The organism is Streptomyces sp. NPDC037288, from assembly GCF_055603265.1.
On the sequence record NZ_JBVJVY010000029.1, the window covers coordinates 16,666 to 38,582 of the forward strand.

At 71.6% G+C, this 21,917-nt stretch carries 21 protein-coding genes and 2 pseudogenes; 10 read left to right on the top strand and 13 right to left on the bottom strand.

Features of this window, described 5'->3' with window-relative positions; translation table 11 throughout:
• Window positions 1-3: 3 nt before the first annotated feature.
• From ACZ7GZ_RS28095 to ACZ7GZ_RS28120, 6 genes are all read right to left on the bottom strand, one after another.
• Complete coding sequence (locus ACZ7GZ_RS28095) at window positions 4-1,455, bottom strand: peptidoglycan D,D-transpeptidase FtsI family protein (RefSeq protein ID WP_471028360.1); 1,452 nt, start codon at window positions 1,453-1,455, stop codon at window positions 4-6.
• 54 nt (window positions 1,456-1,509) lie between these two features.
• Window positions 1,510-2,169, bottom strand: a complete 660-nt coding sequence (locus ACZ7GZ_RS28100) for a response regulator transcription factor (protein WP_471028362.1) — start codon at window positions 2,167-2,169, stop codon at window positions 1,510-1,512.
• The gene (locus tag ACZ7GZ_RS28105; protein ID WP_471028364.1) at window positions 2,166-3,455 is read right to left on the bottom strand and encodes a sensor histidine kinase; all 1,290 of its coding nucleotides are present in this window, start codon (window positions 3,453-3,455) and stop codon (window positions 2,166-2,168) included. Before ACZ7GZ_RS28105 ends, ACZ7GZ_RS28100 begins: the two co-directional genes overlap by 4 nt.
• Window positions 3,452-4,393, bottom strand: coding sequence for a hypothetical protein (locus ACZ7GZ_RS28110; RefSeq protein WP_471028365.1), 942 nt, complete (start codon window positions 4,391-4,393; stop codon window positions 3,452-3,454). Before ACZ7GZ_RS28110 ends, ACZ7GZ_RS28105 begins: the two co-directional genes overlap by 4 nt.
• A gap of 77 nt (window positions 4,394-4,470) precedes the next feature.
• On the bottom strand, window positions 4,471-4,941 hold the full coding sequence (locus ACZ7GZ_RS28115) for a GNAT family N-acetyltransferase (RefSeq protein WP_471028366.1): 471 nt from the start codon (window positions 4,939-4,941) through the stop codon (window positions 4,471-4,473).
• A 50-nt stretch (window positions 4,942-4,991) separates the two neighbouring features.
• A complete protein-coding gene (locus ACZ7GZ_RS28120) occupies window positions 4,992-5,762 on the bottom strand; it encodes an IclR family transcriptional regulator (RefSeq protein ID WP_471028369.1) in 771 nt (256 codons plus the stop codon).
• Between the two features lie 138 nt (window positions 5,763-5,900).
• On the opposite strand from ACZ7GZ_RS28120, the gene ACZ7GZ_RS28125 reads away from it, so the two are divergent.
• Together ACZ7GZ_RS28125 and ACZ7GZ_RS28130 are read left to right on the top strand one after the other, a co-directional pair.
• Window positions 5,901-7,430, top strand: a complete 1,530-nt coding sequence (locus tag ACZ7GZ_RS28125) for an aldehyde dehydrogenase (NADP(+)) (protein ID WP_471028370.1) — start codon at window positions 5,901-5,903, stop codon at window positions 7,428-7,430.
• A gap of 25 nt (window positions 7,431-7,455) precedes the next feature.
• A complete protein-coding gene (locus ACZ7GZ_RS28130) occupies window positions 7,456-8,064 on the top strand; it encodes a DUF1349 domain-containing protein (RefSeq protein WP_471028371.1) in 609 nt (202 codons plus the stop codon).
• On the opposite strand, the gene ACZ7GZ_RS28135 is transcribed toward ACZ7GZ_RS28130, so the two are convergent.
• Window positions 8,024-9,406, bottom strand: a complete 1,383-nt coding sequence (locus ACZ7GZ_RS28135) for an MFS transporter (RefSeq protein WP_471028374.1) — start codon at window positions 9,404-9,406, stop codon at window positions 8,024-8,026. The genes ACZ7GZ_RS28130 and ACZ7GZ_RS28135 overlap by 41 nt on opposite strands.
• Window positions 9,407-9,455: 49 nt before the next feature.
• On the opposite strand from ACZ7GZ_RS28135, the gene ACZ7GZ_RS28140 reads away from it, so the two are divergent.
• From ACZ7GZ_RS28140 to ACZ7GZ_RS28150, 3 genes are all read left to right on the top strand, one after another.
• Window positions 9,456-10,466, top strand: a complete 1,011-nt coding sequence (locus ACZ7GZ_RS28140) for a GlxA family transcriptional regulator (protein ID WP_471028376.1) — start codon at window positions 9,456-9,458, stop codon at window positions 10,464-10,466.
• A 111-nt stretch (window positions 10,467-10,577) separates the two neighbouring features.
• Window positions 10,578-11,306: a DsbA family oxidoreductase gene (locus ACZ7GZ_RS28145; protein ID WP_471028378.1), complete on the top strand. Its 729-nt coding sequence runs from the start codon at window positions 10,578-10,580 to the stop codon at window positions 11,304-11,306.
• A gap of 59 nt (window positions 11,307-11,365) precedes the next feature.
• The gene (locus ACZ7GZ_RS28150) at window positions 11,366-12,472 is read left to right on the top strand and encodes an aminotransferase class V-fold PLP-dependent enzyme (protein WP_471028380.1); all 1,107 of its coding nucleotides are present in this window, start codon (window positions 11,366-11,368) and stop codon (window positions 12,470-12,472) included.
• A gap of 74 nt (window positions 12,473-12,546) precedes the next feature.
• On the opposite strand, the gene thpD is transcribed toward ACZ7GZ_RS28150, so the two are convergent.
• The 6 genes and pseudogenes from thpD to ACZ7GZ_RS28180 all read right to left on the bottom strand — a co-directional run.
• Entirely contained in the window at window positions 12,547-13,440 is an 894-nt protein-coding gene (gene thpD, locus ACZ7GZ_RS28155) for an ectoine hydroxylase (protein WP_471028381.1), read from the bottom strand.
• A gap of 6 nt (window positions 13,441-13,446) precedes the next feature.
• Window positions 13,447-13,851, bottom strand: a complete 405-nt coding sequence (locus ACZ7GZ_RS28160) for an ectoine synthase (protein WP_471028383.1) — start codon at window positions 13,849-13,851, stop codon at window positions 13,447-13,449.
• Window positions 13,852-13,890: 39 nt separating this feature from the next.
• Complete coding sequence (gene ectB / locus ACZ7GZ_RS28165) at window positions 13,891-15,162, bottom strand: diaminobutyrate--2-oxoglutarate transaminase (protein WP_471028385.1); 1,272 nt, start codon at window positions 15,160-15,162, stop codon at window positions 13,891-13,893.
• 13 nt (window positions 15,163-15,175) lie between these two features.
• Window positions 15,176-15,694 (bottom strand): diaminobutyrate acetyltransferase, encoded by a 519-nt coding sequence (ectA, locus tag ACZ7GZ_RS28170; protein ID WP_471028387.1) that lies wholly within the window; start codon window positions 15,692-15,694, stop codon window positions 15,176-15,178.
• A 255-nt stretch (window positions 15,695-15,949) separates the two neighbouring features.
• Window positions 15,950-16,072, bottom strand: a pseudogene (locus ACZ7GZ_RS28175) (mycothiol transferase); the annotation flags it as partial.
• A gap of 9 nt (window positions 16,073-16,081) precedes the next feature.
• Window positions 16,082-16,983 (bottom strand): annotated as a pseudogene (locus ACZ7GZ_RS28180) (pyridoxal-phosphate-dependent aminotransferase family protein); the annotation flags it as partial.
• Between the two features lie 158 nt (window positions 16,984-17,141).
• Between ACZ7GZ_RS28180 and ACZ7GZ_RS28185 the strand changes: the two are divergent.
• The 5 genes from ACZ7GZ_RS28185 (at window position 17,142) to ACZ7GZ_RS28205 (ending at window position 21,770) form a co-directional block, all read left to right on the top strand.
• Window positions 17,142-17,993, top strand: a complete 852-nt coding sequence (locus ACZ7GZ_RS28185; RefSeq protein ID WP_471028389.1) for a transporter substrate-binding domain-containing protein — start codon at window positions 17,142-17,144, stop codon at window positions 17,991-17,993.
• Window positions 17,990-18,823 (top strand): amino acid ABC transporter permease, encoded by an 834-nt coding sequence (locus tag ACZ7GZ_RS28190; RefSeq protein ID WP_471028390.1) that lies wholly within the window; start codon window positions 17,990-17,992, stop codon window positions 18,821-18,823. Before ACZ7GZ_RS28185 ends, ACZ7GZ_RS28190 begins: the two co-directional genes overlap by 4 nt.
• Complete coding sequence (locus tag ACZ7GZ_RS28195; protein WP_471028392.1) at window positions 18,820-19,614, top strand: amino acid ABC transporter ATP-binding protein; 795 nt, start codon at window positions 18,820-18,822, stop codon at window positions 19,612-19,614. The genes ACZ7GZ_RS28190 and ACZ7GZ_RS28195 overlap by 4 nt, the downstream gene beginning before the upstream one ends.
• A gap of 18 nt (window positions 19,615-19,632) precedes the next feature.
• On the top strand, window positions 19,633-20,724 hold the full coding sequence (locus tag ACZ7GZ_RS28200) for an amidohydrolase family protein (RefSeq protein WP_471028395.1): 1,092 nt from the start codon (window positions 19,633-19,635) through the stop codon (window positions 20,722-20,724).
• A gap of 143 nt (window positions 20,725-20,867) precedes the next feature.
• Window positions 20,868-21,770, top strand: coding sequence for an SCO1860 family LAETG-anchored protein (locus tag ACZ7GZ_RS28205; protein ID WP_471028396.1), 903 nt, complete (start codon window positions 20,868-20,870; stop codon window positions 21,768-21,770).
• The last annotated feature ends 147 nt before the right edge of the window (window positions 21,771-21,917 follow it).

Consider the following 21,917-nt stretch of genomic DNA (forward strand, 5'->3'; position numbering starts at 1 on the left):
CGCTCACTTCAGCGCCGCCTGCATCATCGCCTTGGCCACCGGCGCCGCCAGGCCGTTACCGCTCACCTCGGACCGGGCCGCGTCCGACTGCTCCACCATCACGGCGACAGCCACTTCCTTGCCGTTGCCGTCGGACTTGCCGAAGGACGTGAACCAGGCGTACGGCGTCTTGCTGTTGTTCTCGCCGTGCTGGGCGGTACCCGTCTTGCCGCCGACGGTGGCGCCGTCGATCAGGGCGTTCGTGCCCGTCCCCTCCTTGACCACCGTCTCCATCGCCGACTGGAGCTGCTCGGCGGTGGAGGAGCTGACGATCTCCTTGCCGTCCGCGTCGTCGTAGTTCTGCAGCACAGCACCGCCGCTGTCGGTGATCCGAGACACCATGTGCGGTGAGACCAGCTTGCCGCCATTGGCTATGGCCGCGGACACCATGGCCATCTGCAGCGGGGTCGCGGTGACGTCGAACTGGCCGATGCCGGACAGCGCGGTCTGCGCCTTGTCCATGTCGGACGGGTACGCGCTGGCGTACGCCCGCACCGGCACGTCGAGCTTGTCGTCGTTGAAGCCGAACTTCTCGGCCATGGCCTTCACCTTGTCCTGGCCGAGCTGGACGGCCATGTGACCGAAGACGTTGTTGCAGGAGTACTGCAGGGCGACGCGGATGGAGGCGTTCCTGCAGGGCGCCGACTTGTTCTCGTTCTCCAGCACATGCGTGGTGCCCGGCGGGGTGTAGGGGTCGGGGCTGTCGGTCTGCTCGTCCACGTTCTTGTACAGCCCGTCCTCCAGCGCGGCCGCCGCCACGACCAGCTTGAACGTCGAGCCCGGGGGCAGCGGCTGACGCAGCGCGCGGTTGGTGAGCGGCTTGTCCTTGTCCGCGTTCAGCGACTTCCAGGCCCCTCCGGCCGTGTTGGCGTCGGTGAGCGAGGCGGGGTCGTACGACGGCGTGGACACCACCGCGAGGATCTTGCCGGTCTTCGGGTCGATCGCGACCGCCGCGCCCTTGTTGTCGCCGAGCGCGCGGTACGCCGCCTTCTGCACGTCCGGGTCGATCGTGGTGAGCACGTTGCCCGGGTCGGCGCGCTTGCCGGTGAGCGTGTCCATCACGGTCTTGAGCCGGCTGTCCGTGCCGTTCAGCAGGTCCGTGTAGATGCCCTCCAGCTGGGTCGGGGCGTAGGCCTGTGAGGCATAGCCCGTCACCGCGGCGTAGAGCTTGCCGTCCGTGTACGTCCGTTTGTACGCGAGGTCGCTCCCCTTGGTCCGCGTCGAGCCGGTGATCGCGTTTCCGGCCACGATGATGTTGCCGAGCGGCCGCGAGTACGTCTGGATCGCGTTCCGCCGGTTGTCGTTGTCGTCCGCGAGGGCCTTGCCGTCGTAGAACTGCACCCAGGTCGCCCTGACCAGCAGAGCGAGCACAAGCAGCAGCGCGAAGACGGACGCCCGCCTGATCGTCTTGTTCATCCCGCTTCGAAGACGATCGGGACGGGGCCGATCGTTCCCGTACGCCCTCTTTTCTCATCGTCCGCTCAGGAAACCGGCCTCGTACGCGGCGATCACCGCCTGGGTGCGGTCCCGGGCGCCGGTCTTCGCGAGGACCGCCGCCACGTGCGACTTCACGGTCGCGGGGCCCACGTCCAGCCGCCGGGCGATCTCGGCGTTCGTCAGTCCGTCGGCCATGTGCCGCAGCACATCGCGCTCGCGTCCGGTGAGCTTGCTCACCCAGGGCGCGGCCGGGGCGGTGCGGCGCGCGTGCTGGGCCGCGAGGGACCGCACGGCCGACGGGAACAGCAGGGTGTCGGTGCGCGCGACCAGCCGTACCGCCTGGACCAGGGCATCGGCGTCGGACCGTTTCAGCAGGAATCCGGCGGCACCGGCGCGCAGGGCGTCGTACACGTACGCGTCGTTCTCGAAGGTGGTCACGACGACGATCCGCGGCGGCTGTTCCATGGTGGCGACGATCTGCTCCGTGGCCCGGATGCCGTCGACCTCGGGCATCCGGACGTCCATGAGCACGACGTCGGGCCGCAGTTCCCGGACCACGGACACGGCCTCGGCGCCGGTGGTCGCCTCGCCGACGACCTCCAGGCCCGGCTCGGCGGAGAGGATGGCGCGCAGGGCGGTGCGGACCATGCGCTCGTCGTCGGCGAGGACGATCCGGAGGGCGGGCTGGGTCATGCGGGTCCTTTCGGAAGCGGTCCGGCGGGCGCGCCGGCCGCCGTCGCGGGCATGGTCAGGGGCAGTCGTACGTGCAGGCGCCAGGTGTCGCCCGACGGTCCCGCCTGTGCCGTGCCGCCCAGCAGCCGCACCCGGTCGGCGATGCCCCGCAGACCGTGGCCGCCGCCGGGGCGGGGAGCCGTGGCCGTGCCCAGGGGGTTCTCGACGGTGATCTCCAGCTGGCCGGCGGAGGCGCGGACGCGCACGGCGACCGGTGCGCCGGCGTGCTTCAGGGCGTTGCTCAGGCCCTCCTGCACGATCCGGTACGCCTCCCGGGAGACCAGCGCCGGCAGCGTGGCGGGGTCGAGGGCGACGGTGGCCGTCACGGGCTGCCCGGCGGCCCTGGTCCGGCGCAGCAACCCGTCGAGGTCGGTCGCGAGGGTCGGCGCCGGTGCGGTGCCCGGCGCGTCCCCGTCGCGCAACACGCCGAGCACGGCGTCGAGTTCGCCGAGCGTGCGCCGGGTGGTCTCCTCGATGGCGGCGAGGGCCTCGCGGACGAAGTCCGGGTCGGTGCCGAGGAGCCGGCGGGCCGCGCCCGCCTGAAGGGTGACGGCGCTCAGGGCGTGACCGACGGAGTCGTGCAGTTCGCGGGCGAGCCGGTTGCGTACGGCGAGATCGGCGGCCCGGGCCTCGGCGGCGGCCAGCCGGTCCTGCGGGGTGGGCCCGAGCAGCGCGGGCGCCCAGCGGGCCAGCAGGGCACCGCAGCCGGCCGCGCACGCGGCGAGTGCGCACAGCATGGCCACGCCCGCGACCGGAGACAGCGCCAACGCCCAGCCGTGGTCGAGGGCTTCGGGCAGGCGGAGCGGGGAGTGGGGCAGCCCGGCGAACACGGGCAGGGCGGTCAGCGCCACGGCGAACGGCGGCACGGACAGCGACATGCCGGCGATGATCCCGCCGAGGCCGAGATGCAGCGTGAACCAGGCCGCCGTTCGCGCCCGTTCGGCCGTGCCGCGGGCCGGGCCGGTGGCCAGAGCGTCCGCGTCGACGCCGCACAGGGCCCGCACGGCGGCCGACTCCAGCGGCCGGGTCAGCGGGAACAGCGAGGTGACCGTGGCGATCGGCAACCCGAGGGCGAACGAGCCGAGTTGCAGCGGAAGGGACCCGAAGACGTCGTCCACGCCGATGAGCGGGCCGACGATCACCGAGCCGACGAGGACGTACGGCATGGCGAGCGCGCCGCCCAGGACCAGATGGATCCAGCGGCGCCGCGCCCGCCCGCCGAAGAGCAGCCGCAACGCCCTGGTCACCGCGGCGCCCTGGCGTGCCGGTCCGTGAGGAAGCGGACGATGACGCTCGCCACGAGGAGGCCGGTGATCATCTGTCCAGCGTAGGTCAGGGCGGTCGGCGCCGTGGGCCTGTCACCCGTCACCAGCGAGGCCAGCGACATCCAGCCGCCCCAGCACGCCACGGCCGCGGAACCGGTCCAGGCCAGCGCCAGCGGCACGGCGACGGGCAGGGTCCGGCCCCGGCGGAAGGCGAGCTGCCCGGCACCGGTGACGGCCGCGGCGAGGAAGAGGACGTACACGAACTCCGTGGACCGGTCGCCGCCGTCCGGGCCGGCCGCCCCGCAGCCGCGCAACAGGCGCACCACACCCGGGAACAGCGCGACAAGCGTCGCCGTCACGGCCGTCAGCCGCTGCGCCCGCGCCGCGCCCACGGCCGGCAGCTCCCGCACCCGCCCCCGCCACAGATGTCCCCAGCGCTCACGGGCGTACCCGGCGAACAGCGTGCCCAGCGCCAGCCCCTGCACGATGAATCCGCCGTACACCACCCCGAAGACCCAGCCGTCGAGGAAGGGCCTGTCCCCCGTGCCGCCGGCCCCGCCTCGGCCGCCGTGCAGGACGAGCTGCAGCGGGAAGCCGACCATGATGGGCGCGAGCAGTCCCACGGCGAGCCACATCGGCACCGCGAGCAGCCGGCCCGGCACGCGCCGGCCCCACGGGCGGGTCAGCAGCAGCGCCAGCACGATGACGGCCGCGTCCATCAGCACGGTCAGGCCGTTGGCGAGCGCCATGGTCAGCCGGTGCTCCAGCAGCGGACTGCCGTCCGGGATGCCGAGGTGACCGCCGGCGATCCAGACGGCCTTGAGGGACACATACGGCAGGCAGGCGGCGATCGCGGCGAACCGGAGCGAACGGCGCCGCACGGAGATGCCGGCAGGGACACGGTCCGTTGAGAGCGTCATGCCTCAACACTCCCGCCCGGCCGAGCAGTTCACCTCCTGCGGTCCGATGATCCGTCTCCGCCGTACGGGGGAGGGCCTCAGCCCTCGAGGACGAACACGACCTCGTCGATCTCCTGCCCCCGCCCGTTCGCGTACCCCCGGGCCCGGGCCGTCTCGCGGAAGCCGCACTTCTCCAGCACCCGCAGCGACGCCCCGTTGTCGGCCGCCGCCCGCGCGTACAGCGGCCGTTCGGGCACCTCGGCGAGCAGGCCCCGCAGCGCGGCCGTCGCCACGCCCCGGCCCCAGTACGCGCGGTCGATCCAGTACGTCACCTCGCGCTCGCCGGCCACCCCGTAGACCGCCGCGTTGCCGGCCACCTCGCCGTCGGCCAGCACCGTGCGCAGGACGAAGGACGAGCTCCGCACGCGCTGCCAGTAGGTGGTGAAGGCCTCCCGGTCGTGCGGGTTCTCCGGGCCGAACGCGGCCATCCGGACGGACTCCGGGTCGGTCATCTGCCGGAAGAACACCGGCAGGTCTCCGTCCTCCACGGCGCGCAGCGCGATCTCCATGGGGCCCGAGCCTACGACGGCACGGGCGCCGCGCCCACGACCGCCCGCCCTCAGAGCCTGCGCGTCGCCAGGGTCAGCCGGTCGCGCGCGTCGAACAGCGCGTCCTTGATCATCTGCTCGTGGGCCGGGGTCAGCCGGGCCACCGGCACCGAGCAGCTGACCGCGTCCCGCGCCGGGGTGCGGTAGGGGATCGCCACGCCGAAACAGCGCAGGCCCAGCGTGTTCTCCTCACGGTCGACCGCGAAGCCCTGCTCGCGCACCTGGTGCAGCTCCTCGATGAGCTTCTCCCGGTCGGTGAGGGTGTTCTCGGTGAGCGCGGGCAGGGTCTCAGGCAGCAGCTTGCGCACCTGCTCGTCGGTGTACGTGGCGAGGATCGCCTTGCCGAGGGAGGTGGAGTGGGCCGGCAGCCGGCGCCCGACCCGGGTGAAGGGGCGCAGATAGTGCTGGGACTGACGGGTGGCGAGGTAGACCACGTTGATGCCGTCGAGCCGGGCCAGGTGGATGGTCTCCGTGGTGTCGTCGGAAAGCCGGTCCAGGGTCGGCCGGGCGGCGGCCACCACCTCGTCGCCGTCGATGTACGACGTGCCCACGAGCAGCGCCCGCACCCCGATGCCGTACCGCGTGCCCGTCGCGTCCGTCTCCACCCAGCCCAGCTCCACGAGGGTGCGCAGCAGCATGTACAGGCTGGACTTGGGATATCCGACGGCCTCCTGGACGGCCGCGAGGGAGTGCATACCGGGCCGGCCGGCGAAGTACTCGAGCAATTCAACCGTCCGCACCGCGGACTTGACCTGGGCCCCGCCCGTCTCGCCTGCCGACATCGCCCTTGACCCCTTCAATCGCCGGGAAATAGTCTCCGAGCAGCATATTCATCAGCAGAGACAGTGTTCAGTATATCGAACGCCCTGATGGTTGACCCAAGCCCGCCCTTGGATGCGGCCTTAGTGGAGGGACCCGCGGTGGCAGCAGCACCAGTCTGGAGTGTCGACCCGCGCACCGGGAAGCAGCGTGAACAGGTTGCGGTGGAGGCCACAGCCCAGGAGGTGGACACGGCGGTCAGGGCGGCCCACGCCGCACGTGACGCTCTCGCCGACCGCGCGGTGCGTTCCGCCTTCCTGCGCTCGGCCGCCGCGGGCCTGGACGCGGCCAGGGACGGCCTGGTCGAGACCGCCGACGCCGAGACCGCCCTCGGCCCGGTCCGGCTGACCGGTGAACTCGCCCGAACCAGCTACCAGTTGCGGGCCTTCGCCGACATCGTCGACGAGGGCGCCTTCCTCGACGTCATCATCGACCACCCCGACGACACCGCGACCCCGCCCATCCCGGACCTGCGCCGCTACAAGGTCCCGCTCGGCGTCGTCGCCGTCTACTCCGCCTCCAACTTCCCCTTCGCCTTCTCCGTCGCCGGCGGCGACACCGCGAGCGCGCTGGCCGCGGGCTGCCCGGTCGTCGTCAAGGCCCACCCCGACCACCCGGCCCTGTCCGAGCTGGTCGCCAAGGTGCTGCGCCGGGCCGCCGCCGAGCACGGCATCCCCGAGGGCGTCGTCGGCCTGGTGCACGGCTTCGAGGCGGGCATCGAGCTGATCAGGCACCCCCTGGTCGCCGCCGCCGGCTTCACCGGCTCGGTACGGGGCGGGCGGGCGCTGTTCGACGCGGCGGCCGGGCGTCCGGTGCCGATTCCGTTCCACGGTGAGCTGGGGTCCTTGAACCCGGTTCTGGTGACCGAGGCCGCCGCCGACGAGCGTGGCGAGGCGATCGGCACCGGGCTGGCCGGGTCCATGACGCTCGGCGTCGGGCAGTTCTGTGTGAAGCCCGGACTGGTGCTGGTGCCGTCCGGCGCCGGGGGCGACCGGCTGGTGAAGTCCCTGACCGACGCCGTCAGCGACACCGGCGCGGGGGTGCTGCTCGACCACCGCATGCGGGACGACTTCGTCGCCGGGGTGCGGGAGCGGGCCGGCCTGGAGGGCGTGGAGTCGCCGGTCACGCCGGGCGCGGGCGGCGAGCACACGGTCAGCGCCGGGTTCCTCACGGTGCCGGCGCGACGGCTCGCCGAGGAGGGAGCCTACGACCTGCTCCTGGAGGAGTGTTTCGGGCCCGTCACCGTCGTGGCCCGCTACACCGCCGAGGAGGAGGCCGCCGCTGTGCTGTCGCGGTTGCCGGGGAACCTCACGGCGACGGTCCAGCTGTCCTCGAAGGAGGCGGATGGGCAGGGGCGCGGGCCGGAACTCCTGGCCGGACTGACGCCGTTGGCGGGGCGTGTGGTGGTGAACGCATGGCCTACCGGTGTCGCGGTGGCTCCGGCGCAGCAACACGGGGGTCCGTACCCTGCGACGACCTCTACGTCCACCTCTGTGGGCGGTACGGCCATCGAGCGGTGGCTGCGGCCGGTGGCCTATCAGAACGCGCCGTCGGCCTTGTTGCCGAAGGAGCTTCGCGACGAGAATCCGCTGGGGCTTCCCCGGCGGTTCAACGGGGTTCTGGAGCGGTAGACGGCAGTCCTGCGACAATCGGTTGGTGGACGTGGAACTTCCCGAACTCCCCTTCGCTCTCCGTACCTACGGACCCGACGGGCACTGGGTCTACGAGGACGGCGTGCTGACCGGCTGGGCCGGGCCCCGGCAGGATCGGTTCGTCACGCCCACCGGGGAGGCGCTCGACCCCGCCTCGGACGCGCCCCGGCTGCTGGGTGCGCCCGAGGGTGACTTCCAGCTGATCGCGCGGGTCACCGTGGGCTTCCGGGCCGCCTTCGACGCGGGTGTCCTCTACGTCCACGTCGGCGAGCGGGCCTGGGCCAAGCTGTGTCTGGAGTACTCCCCGGATGTGCCCACCGTCTGCACGGTGGTCACCCGGGGGCACTCGGACGACGCCAACTCCTTGACCGTGGAAGGAAGTTCGGTGTGGCTGCGGGTCAGCCGGACCGGGCGGGCCTTCGCCTTCCACGCCTCGCGGGACGGCGAGCGGTGGACCTTCGTCCGGCTGTTCACCCTGGGCGACGAGAAGGAGACCGATGACGCGCTGGTCGGCTTCATGACCCAGTCGCCGCTGGGGGAGGGGTGCGTGGTGACGTACGACCACGTCGCGTTCAGGCCCGGCTGGCCGGACGACCTGCGAGACGGAAGCTGAGCAGGAAGGTCAGGGCGAGCAGGGCCGCGCCCAGGGCCATACTCACCCGCATCCCGGCGGCGAAGCCCCCGGCCACCAGCGTGCCGAACACCGCGATGCCCAGCCCGCCGGCCACCTGCCGCGCCGCGTTGAGCACCCCGGCCGCAAGCCCTGCTCGCTCGGCCGGTACGGCGTCCAGCATCACGGCCGTCAGCGGCGGGACGGTCAGCGCGCAGCCGAGGGCCATCGGGACGAGGAGCACGGCCACCACGGCGGCCGGCGTGCCCGCGTCGACAAGGAGCAGCCCCAGCAGGCCGGCCAGCGCGAGGGCCTGGCCGAGCAGCATCGGCAGGCGCGGGCCGTAGCGTCCCGCCAGCTTCCCGGAGACCACGTTCGTCACCGCGATCAGCCCGGACATCGGCAGGAACATCAGGCCGGCGTACAGCGCCGAACGTCCTTGCACCTGCTGGAAGAAGAGCGAGAAGACGAACACCACGCCGTAGAACGCCACGCTGCAGGCGGCCCCCGCCGCGACCGCGACGCGCACCGCCCGGTCGCGGAACAGGCCGAGTGGGACGACCGGGTGCGGCTGCCGCGCCTCGACGCGGACGAACAGGACGGCGGCGGCGACCGCCACCACGAAGGCCGCGACACCCGTCGTACCGCCCTCGATCACCGCGCACGTCAGTGCCGTCAGCGCGACCACGGCCGTCAGCTGGCCCGGCAGGTCCAAGGGGGCGGGCCTGCGCTCGGAGCGGGGAGCGCGCAGCAGCAGGGTCAGGGTGAGAGCGCCCAGCGGCAGGTTGATGAAGAAGATCCCCCGCCAGTCCCAGGCCGTGGTGAGCGCGCCGCCCGCCACCGGGCCCAGCGCCACCGCGACCGAGCCCCCGGCCGCCCAGGCGGCCACCGCCCGGGCCCGCCGCGCCGGATCGGCGTACGCCTGCCGCACCAGGGACAGCGAGGCGGGCAGGACGACGGCGGCGGCCACGCCCTGCACCACCCGCGCCGCGATCAGCGCCGGCAGGTCCGGTGCCAGGCCGCAGGCCGCCGAGGCCAGCGTGAACACCGTGATGCCGAGGGCGTAGGCCCTGCTCGCCCCGGCCCGGTCGGCGAAGGCACCGGTGGAGAGCATCAGGGCGGCGAAGGCCAGGGTGTAGGCGTCCACCACCCACTGCAGGCCGGCCAGTCCGCCGCCCAGCGCGGAGCCGATCGCCGGGAGGGCCACGTTCACCACGGACGCGTCCAGGGTGATCAGCGAGAAGCCGAGGAGGGCGGCGGTGAGCGCGAGGGCAGGGCGGTTGCCCGTGAACTCCGCCTGGACAGCAGTTGGTTGGGGGCTCCGGAGGGTCTGGTTCGTTGGCATGCCCCCATGCTGCTGATCTTCCCCCGCGTACACTAGTGGCCTGAATGCCATGCATCCGGAGGTTCTGGCCATGCTGCGTGTCGCGGTCGTCGCGTCCCCGCCCGTGTCGATGTTCAACCTCGCCATCCCCGAGCTGCTGTTCGACAAGGTCGAGGTCGACGGGCGGCCCGGGTACGAGGTGGTGATCTGCGCGCCCGACCCCGGCACGGTCCCCAGCACCGGCCGCCTCGACCTGCACATCCCGCACGGACTGGAGGTGCTGCGGGAGGCCGACACCGTGATGGTGGCAGGTACCGGCGAGCCGTTCTCGCCGGACCCGCGGGTGGTCGCGGCCCTCGGGGAGGCCGCCGACGCCGGCATCCGCATCGCCTCCATCTGCACCGGCGCCTTCTCGCTCGCCGAGGCCGGTCTGCTCAAGGGCCGCAAGGCCACCACCTACTGGGCGCACGCCGACGAACTGCGCCGCCGGCACCCCGACGTCGAGGTCCAGGGCGACGTCCTCTACGCCCAGGACGGCCAGTTCCTCACCTCCTCCGGCTACGCCGCCGGCATCGACCTGTGCCTGCACCTCATCCGCACCGACTACGGCGCCGCCGTCGCCAACGAGGTGGCCCGCCTCGCCCTGGTCGCCCCGGTCCGCCCAGGCGGCCAGACCCAGTTCGCCCACACGCCGCTGCCGCCCGAGCGCGGCACCGCCTGCGCCGACACCCGCGGCTGGGCCATGCGCAACCTGGACAGGCCGCTCACCCTCACCGACCTGGCGCGGCACGCGGGGGTCTCCGTGCGTACCCTCACCCGGCGCTTCCACGCCGAGAGCGGGGTCAGCCCGCTGCAGTGGCTGCTGCACCAGCGCATCGAGCGGGCCAGGGAGCTGCTGGAGACCACCACCCTGCCCATGGACCAGGTGGCCGCGGCCTGCGGCCTCGGCACCGCCGACTCGCTGCGCACGCACATGGTCCGCCGTACCGGCCTGACCCCGAGCACCTACCGCGCCCAGTTCAGCCGGCACGGCACGGGCACGGGTACGGGTATGGGTACGGCAGCGTCCTCGGTCGCGTGAACGGGGGCATACCGGGCCGGGTGCCGACGCGGGAATGGAGCAGCCTGTTTGAACGTTCACGTACTTGCCCGGGGAGAGCCCCCGCAGCCGTACGACCTGGAGAGCCGAAGCATGCGCGTCGAGATCTGGAGCGACATCGCCTGCCCCTGGTGCTATGTGGGCAAGGCCCGCTTCGAGAAGGCGCTCGCTGCCTTCCCGCACCGTGACGACGTCGAGGTGGTGCACCGTTCCTTCGAGCTGGACCCGGGCCGCGCCAAGGGCGACGTGCAGCCGGTGATCACCATGCTCACCAGGAAGTACGGCATGAGCGAGGCACAGGCGCAGGCCGGCGAGGACAACCTGGGCGCCCAGGCCGCCGCCGAGGGTCTGGACTACCGCACCCGGGACCGGGACCACGGCAACACCTTCGACATGCACCGCCTCCTGCACTTCGCCAAGGAGCAGGGCAGGCAGGACGCGCTGATCCAGATCCTGTACCGGGCGAACTTCGCCGAGGAGCGGTCCGTCTTCACCGAGGGTGACGAGCGGCTCGTCGAGCTGGCCGTGGCGGCCGGTCTCGACGCCGACGCCGCCCGCGCGGTGCTCGCGGACCCGTCCCGCTACTCCGAGGAGGTCCGCGCCGACGAGCGCGAGGCCGCCCAGCTCGGCGCGACCGGCGTCCCGTTCTTCGTCCTCGACCGGAAGTACGGCGTCTCCGGCGCCCAGCCCGCCGAGGTCTTCACCCAGGCGCTGACCCAGGCCTGGGGCGAGCACTCCCCGCTGAGGCCGGTCGACCAGGGGGACCGAGGGGACGCGGCGGCCTGCGGCCCGGACGGGTGCGCCGTGCCGCAGCAGGGCTGAAATCGCAGGTCAGTGCAGACCTATAAGAAGTCCTAAGCGGATCCACGTAAAAATCCGCAATGGACGGGGACTTCGCGGGGCCGCAGAGTGGACCCATGGAGACCACCCAGACCACGGAGTCGTTCGACAGCCTCGTCCGCGCCGAGTTCGCCCCGAAGAGCACCTACCTGAACACCGCCACAAGCGGTCTGCTCCCGGCCCGTACGGTCGCCGCGCTGCACGAGGCGGTGGCCATCCGGGCCGCGGGCCGGCCGCTGGATCCGTTGTTCGACGACGTCGAGGCCGCCCGCGCCGCGTTCGCCCGGCTGGCCGGGGTGCCGGTCACCCGGGTCGCGGCGGGCCCGTCGGTCTCCGCCCAGACCGGACTGATCGCCGCCTCGCTGCCCGCGGGCGCCGAAGTGCTCACCGCCGAGGACGACTTCACCTCCGTGCTGAACCCGTTCCATGTGCGCGGGGACCTCAAGGTGCGGGCGGTCCCGCTGGAACGGCTCGCCGAGTCGGTCCGCCCCGGTACCGCCCTGGTCGCGGTCAGCGCCGCCCAGTCCGCCGACGGCCGGATCGCCGACCTGCCCGCCCTGCGCGAGGCCGCCCGCCGGCATGGCGCACGCACCTACGTCGACTACTCCCAGGCCGCGAGCTGGCTCCCGATGGAGCCCGGCGCCGACGACTTCACCGTCGCGACGACCTTCAAGTGGCTGCTCGGCCCGCACGGGGCGGCCTTCCTCGTCGTCCCCGAGGACTTCGGCGGGCTGTCCCCGCTGCTGGCGGGCTGGGCCGCGGCCGAGGAACCGTGGAACAGCTGCTACGGGCCGGTGACCGAACTCGCCCACTCGGCACGGCGGTTCGACGTCAGCCCCGCGCTGTTCACCTACACCGGGGTGCGTCACTCCCTCGCCCTGATCGAGGAGCTGGGCGTGGCCGCCGTGCAGGCGCACGACCTGGCGCTGGCCGACCGGTTCCGCACCGGCCTCGCCTCGCTCGGCCGCGAACCCCTGCCCGCCCCCGGCTCGGCGATCGTCTCCGTTCCCGGACTGGGTGCCCGCCAGCCGGAGTTGAGCCGCGCCGGCATCGAGGTCGCCAACCGCGCCGGCAACCTGCGGGCCTCGTTCCACCTGTACAACACGCCGGCCGATGTGGACCGCCTGCTGGACGTGCTGGCCGGCTGACACGACCGGGCCAGGGCCTCCCGTCCCACACGAGGAGGCCCCGGCCCGGTGCTCGGGGGGTTACTTCACCGGGGTCACCGCACCGGGGTGAAGTCGCGTGCGCCGATGAACTCCGGCCTGCGCACCGGTGCCGCGAAGGGTTCCACGGCGGCGTTCTCCACGCTGTTGAACACGATGAACACGTTGCTGCGCGGGAACGGCGTGATGTTGTCGCCGGAGCCGTGCATGCAGTTGCAGTCGAACCAGGTCGCCGAGCCGGCCTTGCCCGTGAACAGCCGGATGCCGTGCTCGCTCGCCAGCGCGGTCAGCGCCTCGTCGGACGGGGTGCCCGCGTCCTGCATCTGCAGGGACTTCTTGTAGTTGTCCTCGGGTGTGGCGCCGGCGCAGCCCAGGAACGTCCGGTGCGAGCCCGGCATGATCATCAGGCCGCCGTTGGTGTCGTGGTTCTCGGTCAGCGCGATCGAGACGGACACCGTGCGCATGTTCGGCAGCCCGTCCTCGGCGTGCCAGGTCTCGAAGTCCGAGTGCCAGTAGAAGCCGCTCGCACCGAAGCCGGGCTTGACGTTGATCCGCGACTGGTGGACGTACACGTCCGAGCCGAGGATCTGCCGGGCGCGGCCGACCACCCGGGGATCGCGCACCAGGTTCGCGAACACCTCGCTGATCCGGTGCACCTCGAAGACCGAGCGGATCTCCTTGGACTTCGGCTCGACGATGGAACGCTCGTCGGCGCGGATCGCGGGGTCGGTGACCAGCCGGTCCAGCTCACGCTTGTAGACCTCGACCTCGTCAGGGGCGATCAGCTGGTCGACGGACAGGAAGCCGTCACGCTCGTACGCCTGGAGGTCGGACATCGGGACCGGGCCCGGGGTGTCCGGGGAGCCCCAGACGACCGGGTCCTGGCGCGGGACGGTCACCTCGGCGGCGCCGCGGGTCGGGTAGAGATCCTTCACGGGGGCAGTGGTCATGGGCTCTCACACCTCCTCGGGCTCGGTGAGCAGCGGGTAGACGCCGTTCTCGTCGTGGTCCTCCCGTCCGGTCACGGGCGGGTTGAACACGCAGATGCAGTGGAAGTCCTCCTTGACGCGCAGGGTGTGCCGCTCGTGCCCGTCGAGGAGGTACATGGTGCCGGGGGTGATCGTGTACGTCTTCCCGGCCTCGTGGTCGGTGAGCTCGGCCTCGCCCTGGGTGCAGACGACGGCCTCGACGTGGTTGGCGTACCACATCGACGTCTCGGTCCCGGCGTACAGGATGGTCTCGTGCAGGGAGAAGCCGACCCGCTCCTTGGCGAGGACGATCCGCTTGCTCTCCCAGGTGCCGGACTTCGCCCTGACGTGCCGGTCGGTGTTCTCGATGTCCTTGAACGATCGGACGATCACGGTGCTGTTCTTCCTCCTAGCTGTACGAAAGACGCCTGGTCAGGCGGTTTCCCGGACGGCACGGGCGAGGACGCTCAGGCCCTCGTCCAGCTCGTCGGGGGTGACGGTGAGCGCGGGCAGCAGCTTGACGACCTCGCCCTCCGGGCCGGACGTCTCGATCAGCAGCCCCAGCTCGAAGGCCCGCCGGGCGATCCGCGAGGCCCGCGCCTTGTCCCGGAACTCCAGGCCCCACACCAGCCCGCGCCCGCGGTACTCCTTGACGTCGGCGAGGTTCTCCTCGGTGATGGAGATCAGCGCCTGCTCGACCTGCTCACCACGCGAGCGGGTCTGCTTCTCCATGGCCGAGCCGTCGGTCCAGTACGCCTCCAGGGCGGCCGTCGCCGTGACGAAGGCGGGGTTGTTGCCCCGGAAGGTGCCGTTGTGCTCGCCGGGCTCCCAGACGTCCAGCTCGGGCTTGAACAGGCACAGGGACATCGGCAGCCCGTAGCCGCTGATGGACTTCGAGAGCGTGACGATGTCGGGGGTGATGCCCGCCTCCTCGAAGGAGAAGAACGCGCCGGTACGGCCGCAGCCCATCTGGATGTCGTCGACGATCAGGAGCATGTCCTGCCGCTCGCACAACTCCTTGAGCGCGCGCAGCCAGTCGGGCCGGGCGACGTTGATGCCGCCCTCGCCCTGCACGGTCTCCACGATCACGGCGGCGGGCTTGTTGAGCCCGGAGCCCTGGTCCTCCAGCAGTCGCTCGAACCACAGGAAGTCCGGGACCGTGCCGTCGAAGTAGTTGTCGAACGGCATCGGCGTGCCGTGCACCAGCGGGATGCCGGCACCGGCCCGTTTGAAGGCGTTCCCGGTGACGGCGAGGGAGCCCAGGGACATCCCGTGGAAGGCGTTCGTGAACGACACGATCGCCTCCCGGCCCTTCACCTTCCGGGCCAGCTTCAGCGCCGACTCCACGGCGTTGGTCCCGGTCGGCCCCGGGAACATCACCTTGTAGGGCAGGTCACGCGGGCGCAGCACCAGATCCTGGAAGGTCTGCAGGAAGGACCGCTTGGCCGTGGTCGACATGTCCAGGCCGTGGGTCACCCCGTCCCGGGAGAGATAGTCGATCAACGCCCGTTTGAGTACGGCGTTGTTGTGGCCGTAGTTGAGTGAGCCGGCACCGGCGAAGAAGTCGAGGTACGCATGACCGTCCTCGTCGTACATCCGGCTGCCCTGCGCGCGGTCGAAGACGGTGGGCCAGCCGCGGCAGTAGCTGCGCACCTCGGACTCGAGGGTCTCGAAGACGCTGAGGTCGGGCTGGGTGATGGTCACGGTGAATCGCTCCTCAGTGGGCGGTGAAGTCGGTCAACGGACCGATGCGATAGAGGACTTCAGGATCGTGCGGGCCGTCCGGGAACAGCTCGGCGGGAAACAGCACCGCACGCTCCAGGTGCGCCCCGTGCCGGGCGGCGAACGAGGTGAACAGCCGCTCGGAGGCGGTGTTGCCGGGCGTGATGGTGGTCTCCACGTCGGTGATGCCGTGCTCGCCGGCCAGCCGTGCGGTCAGCCCGTCCAGCAGCCGGGCGGCGATGCCGTGGCCCCGGTACGCGGCGTCGACGGCCACCTGCCAGACGAGCAGCGTGCGAGGGCGCTCCGGCCGCACGTAGCCGGTGACGAAACCGACCGGCTCCCCGTCCGCACCGCGCGCCACCGCCGAGGTGCCGGCGAAGTCGCGGCACCACAGCAGATAGCTGTACGAGGAGTTCAGGTCGAGGGTTTTCGAGTCCTTGGCGAGACGCCAGAGCGCGGCTCCGTCGGTCACCGCCGGCTGGTCGATGAGCAGGTCTGCGGGTGCGGCAGTCATGCGGCACGAATTTAGCGAGGCGAATTAGGAAATGCACGGCCGCCGTCACTGTGCCACGCAGAGACCCCGGTGAAATGCCTGAATTAACCCACGTCAAATAGGGACAAAGGTAGCGGGCTGTGGAGTGTGTCACAGCGCGGAAACCGTCAGAAAACCGCCAGGAAACTTCCCTGTTTAGCTCTGCAAAAAGCGGGCAGAAGAAGACGGGAAGCTGCCACCGGAGGAATTGGCGGAAATTGTGAAGCTCAATTGAATTCAGGCTCCGGTGGCGCCGTCGATTCGTTCACACGGAATGTCGGTGTGTCCGTTGTGCCGGGCGTACTCCTCGATGAGGTGGATCAGCACCCGGCGCACGCTCACCTCGGCGCCGGCCATCGGCCGGCCGGCCTAGCGCCGAGTACCGAGTGCTGCCCCGATCGCCGCCAGACACCTCTGCACGGTCTCCGTGGAAGCGTCCGCTCCGTAGTGGTGACCCGGATCATCTCCTTGGCCAGCGCACCCCCGCCGGCGGCCATCGGCAGCGTCGGGTCGTCGGCCAGGGCCCGCGCCACCACCTCCGACGCCACCACCCCCGACGGCACCCGAAGCGTCGTAGCCACCGGCGCCGCGTGCGAAGCCTCGTACACATACGGCTCCAGGCCCCCGCCCAGGGAGACCGCGCCCGCCCTCGTGGCCAGCGCGGCGGCCCGGTGCCGGTCCATCACCGCATCCAGCCCCACCGACTCGATCCGCTCCAGGCACGCCTGCAGCGCCAGCATCTCCAGCTGCGCCGGAGCGTGCGGCAGTACCGCGCGCCCGGCGTCGGTCCAGCGTTCCTTCCAGTCCAGCAGGGACAGGTAGGAGCGGCGCGGAGCGTTCGGGTTCGCGGCCATCCGGGTCCAGGCCCGCTCGCTCACCGAGATCGCCGACACGCCGGCCGGGCCGCCCATCGCCTTCTGCGCGCCGATCACGCACAGGTCCACACCCCACGCGTCCGGCAGCACCGGTTCCGCGCCCACGGAGGCGACCGCGTCCAGGTAGAAGAGCGCACCCTGCTCCCGCACCACCTCGCCGATCTCCGCGACCGGGTTGGTGTTGCCGGTCGCCGCCTCCGCGTGCACCAGCGAGACGAAGTCGATCTCCGGGTGCCGGGCGAACGCCTCCCGGACCTGCTCGGCGGTCACGGCCGCGTGGAAGGGGACGGAGAGGTCGTGCACCGGCGCGCCGCAGTCCCGGAGCCAGCTCCCGAACGTCTGCCCGTACGGCCCGGTGATCACATTCAGCGCCACCGTGCCCGGACCGGCCGCCGCGAGGAGGGGGTGGCTCACGGCGGTGCTCTCTTCGTCGGCGGACCTCGGGACTCGCTCGATCCTAGGTCCAACGGTCCCGTAACCATTGGTTTGTTTTGAGAGACCCAAACTCTTCCTTATAATCGGAACCCTCAGTTCCCTCACAGGGAGATCCCCGCATGAAAACGCTCCTCGGGCGCCGGCCCCGCCTCCTGGCCGCCACCACCGCGACCGCCGGACTGGTCCTCGTCGTGGCCGGCTGCTCCTCGTCGTCCAGCGGAGGGAACGGTGGTGCCACCGTCAAGGGGGTCCACGTCGTCAAGGCCGGTCAGCTGACCACCTGCACCCACCTGCCGTATCCGCCGTTCCAGTCGGAGATCAACGGCAAGGTGCAGGGCTTCGACGTCTCCCTCATCGACCTCGTCGCCAAGAACCTCGGCGTCACGCAGCAGATCGTCGACACGCCGTTCGAGAACTTCAAGACCGGCGCCTTCCTGAACTCCGGCCAGTGCGACCTGGCCGCCGCCGGCATGACGATCACGCCCGAGCGCAAGAAGAACGTCGACTTCTCCGACCCGTACTTCGAGGCCACCCAGGCCGTGCTCGTGAACAAGAGCAGCGGCGTCAACTCCCTCGCCGACGTCAAGGCCAAGGGCAAGAAGCTCGGCGCCCAGGCGCAGACCACGGGTGAGGACTACGTCAAGAGCAAGGGCTACGACCCGATCTCCTTCGAGTCCTCCGACGCGGTCCTCAACGGCCTGCGCACCGGCCAGGTCCAGGCCGTCGTCATCGACTACCCGGTCGTCCAGGGCTGGCTGAAGGACAAGGCCAACGCGGACAAGTTCAAGGTCGTCGACAACCTCAAGACCGGCGAGCAGTACGGCTTCACGGTCAAGAAGGGCAACACGGCGCTGCGCGAGGCCATCAACAAGGCCCTCAAGGACGCCAAGGCCGACGGCACCTACAAGAAGCTCTACGAGCAGTGGATCGGCCCGTACAACGCCACCGTGGCCTCTCCCGCCGCCTCATGACCGATACGGACGTACGACTCCAGCCGAGGAAGAAGGGGCTGACGCGGCGCCAGAGGCGTCGGCTGTCGCGCGGCATCCAGTACGTCGTCTTCGTCGCCGCCGTGATCGCCATCGCGGTCTCGGCGGACTGGGGCCGGCTGCAGAACCAGTTCGCGCAGGGCGGCATCGCCCAGCAGATGTGGCCGGACGTCATCACGCTGGCGCTGAAGAACACCGTCCTGTTCACGGTGTCCGGCTTCGTCCTCGGACTGGTGCTCGGCCTGGTCATCGCGCTGATGCGGCTGTCCTCCGTGGGGCCGTACCGCTGGCTGGCCGGCATCTACATCGAGATCTTCCGCGGCCTGCCCGCCCTGCTGATCTTCGTCTTCATCGCGGTGGCCGTCCCGCTGGCCTTCCCGGGCACGGAGATCCCCGGCGGCACCTACGGCAAGGGCGCCCTCGGCCTCGGACTCATCGGTGCCGCCTACATGGCGGAGACGTTCCGTGCCGGCATCCAGGCGGTGCCCAAGGGGCAGATGGAGGCGGCGCGTTCGCTGGGCTTCTCGCCCGCCCGCGCGATGATCTCCATCATCATCCCGCAGGCGTTCCGGATCATCCTCCCGCCGCTCACCAACGAGCTGATCATGCTCTTCAAGGACTCCTCGCTGGTGCTGCTGCTCGGCGTCACCCTGGAGGAGCGCGAACTGTCCAAGTTCGGCCGGGATCTGGCCAGTACGACCGCCAACTCCACGCCGATCCTGGTCGCGGGCCTGTGCTACCTGCTGATCACCATCCCGCTCGGCTTCGTCGCCCGCCGTCTCGAGGCCAGGGCCCAGAAGGAGATCAAGTGACCCGCCCCGAGATCCGCGTCCGGGACCTGCACAAGTCCTTCGGCGACAACCACGTCCTGCGCGGCATCGACCTGGAGATCAACCAGGGCGAGGTCGTCTGCGTCATCGGCCCCTCCGGATCCGGCAAGTCGACGCTGCTGCGCTGTGTGAACCTGCTGGAGGAGCCCACCAAGGGCCAGGTCCTCGTCGGCGGCACCGAGCTGACGGACCCCGACGTCGACATCGACGCCGTACGCCGCCGGATCGGCATGGTCTTCCAGCAGTTCAACCTCTTCCCGCACCTGAGCGTCACCGAGAACCTCACCCTCCCGCAGCGCAGGGTTCTCAAGCGGGACAAGGCGGAGGCAGCGAGGATCGCCGCCGAGAACCTCGCCCGGGTCGGCCTGGCCGAGAAGGCGGAGGCCTACCCCTCCTCCCTCTCCGGCGGCCAGCAGCAGCGCGTGGCCATCGCCCGGGCGCTGGCGATGGGCCCGGAGGTCATGCTCTTCGACGAGCCGACCTCGGCGCTCGACCCCGAGCTGGTCGGCGACGTCCTCGCGGTGATGCGCCGGCTCGCCGAGGAGGGCATGACGATGATGGTCGTCACGCACGAGATGACCTTCGCCCGCGAGGTCGCCGACCGGGTCGTCTTCATGGACGGCGGGGTGATCGTCGAGGAGGGCAGCCCCGCGCAGGTCATCGGCGACCCGCAGCACGAGCGCACCCGCCACTTCCTCTCCCGCCTGCTCGACCCGGCGATGGCCGAGGTGGAGGAGGAGACCTCCGACCAGGTGGGGAAGGGCCGGCCGTAGGCCGTTAGGGTGCGGTGCATGAGCGAAGGCGCGGTGCTGCACGTGAAGGGCCGGATCCTGGCCGGGCCGGACGACGTCCGTGAGGAGCTGTGGGTGGTCGGGGGCCGGGTGTCCTACGACCGACCCGCCGGGGCACGTGACATCCGTACCGTCGAGGGCTGGACGCTGCCCGGCCTGGTCGACGCGCACTGCCACGTGGGCCTCGGCGCGCACGGCCCGGTCGACGCGGACACCGCCGAGAAGCAGGCGCTCACCGACCGCGAGACGGGCACCCTGCTGATCCGGGACGCGGGCTCGCCCTCCGACACCCGCTGGATCGACGACCGCGAGGACCTGCCGAAGATCATCCGGGCCGGCCGGCACATCGCCCGCACCCGCCGCTACATCCGCAACTACGCCTGGGAGATCGAACCGGACGACCTGGTCGCGTACGTCGCCCAGGAGGCCCGGCGCGGCGACGGCTGGGTCAAACTGGTCGGCGACTGGATCGACCGTGACCTCGGCGACCTCGCGCCCTGCTGGCCGCGTGAGCCGGTGGCGGCGGCCATCGCCGAGGCCCACCGGCTCGGCGCCCGCGTCACCGCCCACTGCTTCGCCGAGAGCTCCCTGCGCGACCTGGTCGAGGCGGGCATCGACTGCATCGAGCACGCGACCGGCCTGACCGACGACCTGATCCCGCTCTTCGCCGAGCGCGGCGTCGCGATCGTCCCGACCCTCGTCAACATCGCCACCTTCCCGCAGCTCGCGGCCGGCGGCGACACCAGGTTCCCGCGCTGGTCCGCGCACATGCGCCGGCTGCACGAGCGCCGCTACGACACCGTGCGCGGCGCCTACGACGCCGGGATCCCGGTGTACGTCGGCACGGACGCCGGCGGCTCGCTGGCCCACGGACTGGTCGCGGCGGAGGTGGCGGAGCTGGTCACCGCCGGCATCCCGGCCGTGGACGCCGTGTCGGCGACCAGCTGGGGCGCCCGCGCCTGGCTCGGCCGCCCCGGCCTGGAGGAGGGCGCCCCGGCCGACCTGGTGGTGTACGAGGGCGATCCGCGCGCGGACGTACGGGTGCTGGCGGCGCCGCGCCGCGTGGTGCTGAACGGGCGGATCGTGCAGTAGGGGAACACCCGTGCCCGGTGATTCGAAGCGATGTGCTGGATATCCACGTTCGAGTGAAGTGGCCCGGGATCGCTGACCGTTCACCCACAGGGCGTACAAGGTTGACGGGTCCCAAGCACGTTTCCTCTGGGGGTCCCACCGCCTTGAACAGCAACAACTTCCGTACGCCCGCACGCCGTCTCGCGACGGTCGCGACGGTCACCGCCCTGGCCGCCGGTCCCGCGGTCCTGGGCACGGGCGCCGCACACGCGACCACCGGCCACGGTCGCGCCTCCGCCGTCGTCCTGCGCACCGGGCTCGACGTGTCCCTGCTCAACAAGACCGTCGACGTCCCGCTCGCGGTCTCCCTCAACGAGGTCCAGGCACCGCAGAGCGCCGACAGGACCACGCTGTCCGCCCGGCTCGACGGCGTGGCGGGCGGCAAGCCGTTCACGGTCCTCGGCGCCGACGCCGCCTCGGCGAAGGCCACCGTGACCGCGCGGCGCGCCGAGGGCTCGGTCCGGCTCGTCGACGCACACCTGCACGTCCCCGGCCTGCCCCTGCTGTCCCTGATCGAGGTCGGCACGGTCACCGCCAAGGCGACCTGTGAGGCCGGCAGAGAACCGGCCGCCTCGGCGAACGTCCTCGGCGGCGTCACCGTCCTCGGCAGACGGGTCACGCTCACCGCCGGCGGTCGGACCGAGGTGAAGGTGCCCGGCGTCGGCGAGGTCCGCCTCGACCTCGCCCAGCGGCGCACCACCACCCGCACGGCCGCCGCCACCGCCCTCGAACTCAAGGTGTCCGTCAACCCCTTGAAGCTCAACGTGGCCGACGTCGAGGGCACGGTCACGCTGGCCAGGGCGACCTGCGAGTCCCCGACGGCCCGGCCCACGGGGCACCCGGTGCCGAGCCACGACCCGGCCGCCGACGTCAGACCCCAGGGAGCCCGGACCGACCTCGCGGAAACGGGCGGCAGCTCCGCGACCCCGTACATCGCGGGCGCCGCACTCGCGCTGGTGCTGGCCGGCGGGGGAGCGGCGGCGGTGGCCCGGCGCCGAAAGAGCTGACGTCACCGTCCCGTGCCACTTCCCGCTCGGCCGTCACGCCGGGCAGGAAGTGGCCTTGCGGCCGACCGGAACGTGGCCGCCCACCACCGGGGCAGCCGGCGAAGGCGCAGAGGACAAGGCGCCCGGCCCGGTCGAGGACTCCCGCCT